This is a genomic window from Mycobacterium sp. (genome assembly GCF_049673265.1).
Lineage (GTDB): Bacteria > Actinomycetota > Actinomycetes > Mycobacteriales > Mycobacteriaceae > Mycobacterium.
In genome coordinates this window covers 1-5,670 of the sequence record NZ_JBATXN010000153.1, presented here as the reverse complement: position 1 = coordinate 5,670, position 5,670 = coordinate 1, and the positions used below count along the sequence as shown (strand labels likewise).

Genomic DNA, 5,670 nt, shown 5'->3' with positions numbered 1-5,670 from the left:
CCTTCACCCTGCGGCGGCTGCCACGGCTGCGTCGGATCGGGCCCATGCGGTCCGCTCATCGTGTCTCTGTCCTCTCGGTCCTGGTGGCAATCCTCGTACCGGTCGCAGAATGCAACGGTAGCTCGGGCTCAGCCTACCCGGCGTCAACTGCTACGACGCCGCGCCGAACAGCGTCGATCGCGCGCTTCGCCGTTGCCCGCAGCTCCGGTTGGGGGGCGGCGTTGCGAACCTGATCCAGCAGATCAAGCACCTGCCGACACCAGCGCACGAAATCCCCTGGCGACAGCGGGGAACCGGTGCCCTCGGAATCAGCCGCAGCCAGCGCGGCGACCAGGTCAGCACTGCTGGCCCAGCGGTAGATCGCCGCGGCGAAGCCGTCGTCGGGTTCACGACTGAGCGTGATGCGGTGCCGCTGCTCGTCGGCGCGCAACTCCGCTGACAGTCGCCGCGTTCGGTGCAGCGCCTGCCGTAGCTGCGCCGTCGGGATCTCCGCGTTTCGCGGCGGCCCCGGCCCATCACCGCCCCGCGACTCGTACAACACAGCTGAGAGCACGGCTGCCAACTCGGCGTCTCTCAGACCGGTCCACGCGCCGGTGCGTAGGCATTCGGCCACCAAAAGGTCGCTCTCGCTGTAAATCCGGGCCAGCAGCCGCCCATCGTCGGTCACCGCGGGGTCGTTGTCGGTGGCCCGGATAAACCCGCGTTCGGCAAGCAACCCGACGATGCGGTCGAAGGTGCGGGCCAACGAATTCGTTGCGGCGGCCACCTTTCTTTCCAGTGCAGTGTTGTCGCGTTCGATGCGTAAATAACGCTCAGCCAACCGAACTTGTGCTTCCCGGTCGGGTTCGCGGTGGACCGGGTGACGACGCATCTGGTCACGCAGCGACGCCAGCTCGGGGTCAAGATCGCTGCGCTCAGTGCGGTCGCCGCGGCGGCCGCCCGAATTTGGCAACCTTTCGGCGGCCGAACGCAACGCCGACGCGAGATCGCGACGAACCCGCGGTTGCCGGTGTTCGACCCGCTTCGGCAATGTCATCGAGCCCACCGGAGCCGAGGCCCCGGAATAGTCTGCCGACGAAATCCGGCCGGCCCAGCGGTGTTCGGTCAACACCAACGGGCGCGGGTCGTCGCTGTCCCGGTCTGCCTCCAGCACGACAGCCAAGCCGCCACGGCGGCCGTGCGTGATCGTGATGATGTCACCACGACGCAGCGCCGCCAGCGCGTCGTTGGCCGCCTGCCGCCGTTGCAGTCGCGATGCGCGGGCCTGCGCCCGCTCATGTTGGGTGATCCGTTCCCGCAGCCGGGCGTATTCAAGTATCGGCGCGTCTCTTCCGCCGAACTCGGCCGCGACCTCGTCGAGCATCCGCTGTCCGCGCTCCACGCCGCGGACCAGGCTGACCACCGACCGGTCGGCCTGATACTGGGCAAACGACTGCTCCAACAGCCGATGAGCCTGCTCTGGGCCGACCCGGTTCACCAGGTTGATCGTCATGTTGTACGACGGCGCGAACGAGCTGCGCAGCGGAAAGGTGCGGGTGGAAGCCAGGCCCGCGACCTCAGCCGGTTCGCTAGTGGGATCGCCGGGGTGCCAGAGCACCACGGCGTGGCCCTCGATATCGATGCCCCGCCTGCCGGCGCGCCCGGTGAGCTGCGTGTACTCCCCCGGCGTGAGCGGGAGGTGCTGCTCGCCGTTGAACTTCACCAGCCGTTCGAGCACGACTGTGCGGGCTGGCATATTGATGCCCAGCGCCAGCGTTTCGGTGGCGAAGACGGCTTTGATCAACCCGGCGGTGAACAGCTCCTCGACGGTGTGCCGGAACACCGGCAACAGCCCGGCATGGTGGGCGGCGATCCCGCGCAGCAGCCCTTCCCGCCACTCGTAGTAGCCGAGCACGGCCAAATCGGCGTCCTGCAGATCACCGCAGCGGTGGTCGATCACCTCGGCGATCTGCGCTCGGTCCTCCTCGGCGGTCAGCCGCAACGACGACCGCAGGCACTGCGCGACCGCGGCGTCACACCCCGCCCGGGAAAACACGAACGTGATCGCCGGCAGCAGGCCCTCGGAGTCGAGCATGGCAATCACGTCGGGCCGCGACGGCGGCCGGTAAAAGCCCGACCGGCCCGGACCTCCCCTCCCGCCCTGTCGCCGGGGGGCACGCCAGTCCGAGAGCCGATCGGCCTCGCGGCGATGGGCGATGTGGCGCAACAGATTTGGGTCGACGATCGGTTGCCGCCGGTTGCCCGCGCCATGAGCACCTTGGCCGTCATAGTCGAACAGGTCGAAGATGCGTTTGCCCACCAGCATGTGCTGCCACAGCGGGACCGGCCGGTGATCGTCGACGACCACCGTCGTGTCGCCACGCACGGTCTGGATCCAGCCGCCGAACTCCTCGGCGTTGCTCACCGTCGCCGACAGGCTGACCAGGCGCACCTCGTCGGGCAGGTGCAGGATGACCTCTTCCCACACCGCGCCACGCATCCGGTCGGCGAGGAAATGCACTTCATCCATCACCACGTAGGAAAGACCTTGCAGCACAGGCGAATCAGCGTAAAGCATGTTGCGCAGCACTTCGGTGGTCATCACCACGATCGGCGCGTTGGCGTTGACCGACAGGTCGCCGGTGAGCAATCCGATCTGGTCTTTGCCATAGCGGGCCACGAAATCGCTGTGCTTCTGGTTGCTCAGCGCCTTCAACGGCGTGGTGTAGAAGCATTTGCCGCCGGCCGCCAGGGCCAGATGCACCGCGAATTCGCCGACGACGGTCTTACCTGCTCCGGTCGGCGCGCACACCAGGACACCGTGGCCGCTTTCGAGTGCCGCGCAGGCCTGCTGCTGAAAGCCGTCGAGTCCGAACGCCAATTCCGCAGCGAACCGGGCTAATTCGCCGATCGCCGTCGGCCCGTCAGGTGACGTCGTCATGGGGTCCGGCGATGCCCGACGGCGCACCGACCGCGGACGGCGGGTCGATCACCGAGGCGTCGTCATCGGCGATCGCGTTGAGCGCTTCGCGTTTGGCTTTCCGTTTGTCGTGCACCCGGGCGATCTGGATGGCCAGTTCGAGCAGCAGCGTCAGCGCCAGTCCCAGGGCCGTCATCGAGAACGGGTCGGAACCGGGCGTGAAAACCGCTGCAAACACGAACATCACGAAGATCAGGCCGCGCCGCCAGGACTTCAGTCGCGCGTAGCTCAGTACGCCGACAAAGTTGAGCATCACGATCAGCAGCGGGAACTCAAAGCTGATACCGAAGACCAGCAACAGGTTGATCAGAAAGCCGAAATACCGGTCGCCGGACAGCGCGGTCACCTGCACGTCGCTGCCGACGGTCAACAGGAAATGTAATGCCTTGGACAGCACCAGATAAGCCAGCACCGCGCCGGTGATGAACAACGTCGCCGCCGGGATGACGAAGGCCACCGCGAAGCGGCGCTCTTTGCGGTACAGCCCCGGGGTGATGAACGCCCAGAGTTGGTAGAACCACATCGGGCAAGCCAGCACGATTCCAGTGGTCAGCCCGACCTTCAGCCGCAGCATGAACTGGTCGAACGGTGCGGTGGCCAGCAACCGGCACTGGCCGTCGGCGCTGATATCGGCCCGCGCCGATCGCGGCAGCGAGCAGTACGGGTGTCGAAGCCATTCGCCCAGGCTTTCCATTCCGAACAGCGAGTGCGAATACCAGATGAAGCCCACCGCTGTGGTCAGTGCGATCGTCGCCAGCGAGATCAGCAGCCGAGCGCGCAGTTCGGTGAGATGGGCGACGAGCGACATGGTCCCGTCGGGGTTGGCGCGGCTGCGACGAAGTCGCGGATCTAACCGCCTGAATAGACCGGTGGTGCGCACAATAAATAGGCGCTCGGGCGCCGTGGCGGCGATGCCAGGCTAGGCCGAGCGTCCGTCAGCCGCCGGCGGGTCAACCCGCTCGGACTGCACCGGCTGGGCTGCCGCGGGCGGCGCGACGGATGTGTCCGGCTTGTTGTCGTTCTGCAGTTCGCGGACCTCAGACTTGAAGATCCGCAACGACTTGCCCAGCGAGCGCGCCGCGCCGGGGAGCCTATTGGCACCGAATAGAACGACCAACAGGACCGCAATGATCGCCAGGTGTCCCGGAGTTAGAGCGTTCACCTTTAATTACCTCCAGACGTCCCCACGATGCTACCGCGCCGCGGCCTGGTACGACTCCAGCGCGGCCGCCGCGGCGTCGCGCACCCGGTTGGCCAGCGACTCCGGCGCCAGAACACGGACCGCCGAGCCCAGCCCCAGCACTTGGCGGGCCATCCACTCTTCGGAGGCATACGTCATCGCCGCCTCGCAATAGCCGTCTGGCAGCTCGCGCAGCAGACGCATCGGGTAGTACTCGAACATCCACGACGCCGCCGGCGCCAGCCGCAACGTCGCGGACGGCAGCGATGGGTCGGCGTCGAACAACGACGTGTCCGGCAGCGCCTGGACCGCGGGTTTCGGAGCCGCCGACGGCTCGTCAAGGACGGTGGCGTCGACGATGCGGTCGAACCGGAACAATCGCACGCCTTCGGCCTCCCGCGACCAGGCTTCCAGATAACTGTGGTCGCCGACCAGCACGATCCGGATCGGGTCGACAATCCGGGTGGACAGCGTGTCGTGCGAGGCGGCGTAGTAGTCGATGCTCAGCGCCCGATTGTCACGGACCGCGGCACGCACCGCCGCCGCGGCCTGACTCTCCACCGGTGCCGGCTCGTCGACCGCAGCGACGTCAGCGCCGACTCCCGCGGCCCCGGCCGCTTCTTCGATCTTGGCGATCGCGCTGCGCGCTGCGCGCGGATCGACCACCCCAGGGATGTCGGCCAACGCCCGCAGGGCCACCAGCAGGCCGGTGGCCTCCGGCGAGGTGAGCTGCAACGGCGTGTCCATGCCCGCCGAGAACGTCACCTCGATGGTGTCGCCCTCGAACGCGAAGTCGATCAGGTCGCCCGGACTGTAGCCGGGCAGGCCGCACAGCCACAGCTGATCGAGGTCCTCCCCCAGCTGCTTGACCGAAACGCCCAGGTCAGCCGCGGCCTGGGCGCGGGTGACCCGTGGGTTGGCCTGGAAGTACGGGACCATGTTGAGCAGCCGAACCAGCCGAGTCGATACCGGCGTCATCAGCGGTCCTCCTCCTCGGCGTGGGCCCGTAACCGGCCCAGCACCTCATCGCGCAACGAGGACGGTTCCAGCACGACGGCGTCGGCGCCGTAACCGGTGATTTCCCGCGCCAATCGGTCGGTGGTTCCGATGTCGAGTTCGATGACCTCGCCGTCGCGGCCGGCCAGCTCCTGCGGCCCCAGCGACGTCCCGGCGCGCCGCAGCGCGGTGGCCCGGCCGTCGGCCACCCAGACCTGAGCCCGCACGCCGGACGGCGCCTCGCCGACCGCCGCGGCCACAATCCTGCGCAAATCGACGTCCGTCGGCCGGGTAAAGGCCTCGACCGGGCCGATCGGGGTCACCTCGCCGCCGATCCTGGACAGCCGAAACGTCCGGGTGGCGCCCCGATCGCGGTCGTGCCCGACGAGATACCAGCGGCCTTTCTCGGTCAGCACGCCCCACGGCTCGACCGTGCGCACGGTGTACGGCTCGGTGCGTGACGGTCGGTGCGGAAATTGCACGGCTTGCCCCGAATCGGTAGCCGACAGCAACGCTCCGAGAACGTCTTCCGATC

General features: G+C 67.7%; 5 protein-coding genes. All 5 read right to left on the bottom strand.

The window, feature by feature from the left end; genetic code table 11:
- Positions 1-133: 133 nt before the first annotated feature.
- Positions 134-2,920: a DEAD/DEAH box helicase gene (locus WBF82_RS05440; RefSeq protein WP_424382064.1), complete on the bottom strand. Its 2,787-nt coding sequence runs from the start codon at positions 2,918-2,920 to the stop codon at positions 134-136.
- The gene (tatC, locus tag WBF82_RS05435) at positions 2,904-3,839 is read right to left on the bottom strand and encodes a twin-arginine translocase subunit TatC (protein WP_424382063.1); all 936 of its coding nucleotides are present in this window, start codon (positions 3,837-3,839) and stop codon (positions 2,904-2,906) included. Before tatC ends, WBF82_RS05440 begins: the two co-directional genes overlap by 17 nt.
- Positions 3,840-3,878: 39 nt before the next feature.
- Positions 3,879-4,121, bottom strand: coding sequence for a Sec-independent protein translocase subunit TatA (tatA, locus tag WBF82_RS05430; protein WP_424382062.1), 243 nt, complete (start codon positions 4,119-4,121; stop codon positions 3,879-3,881).
- Positions 4,122-4,151: 30 nt separating this feature from the next.
- Positions 4,152-5,117 (bottom strand): helix-turn-helix transcriptional regulator, encoded by a 966-nt coding sequence (locus WBF82_RS05425; protein ID WP_424382061.1) that lies wholly within the window; start codon positions 5,115-5,117, stop codon positions 4,152-4,154.
- A partial coding sequence (locus tag WBF82_RS05420) for a WYL domain-containing protein (RefSeq protein WP_424382060.1) occupies positions 5,117-5,670 on the bottom strand: 554 nt, incomplete at its 5' end. The genes WBF82_RS05425 and WBF82_RS05420, both read right to left, overlap by 1 nt.

Excerpts from the sequence above, each read along its gene's own strand:
- WBF82_RS05425 (WP_424382061.1), bottom strand. The coding sequence starts at position 5,117 with ATGACGCCGGTATCGACTCGGCTGGTTCGGCTGCTCAACATGGTCCCG.
- WBF82_RS05440 (WP_424382064.1), bottom strand. The coding sequence starts at position 2,920 with ATGACGACGTCACCTGACGGGCCGACGGCGATCGGCGAATTAGCCCGG.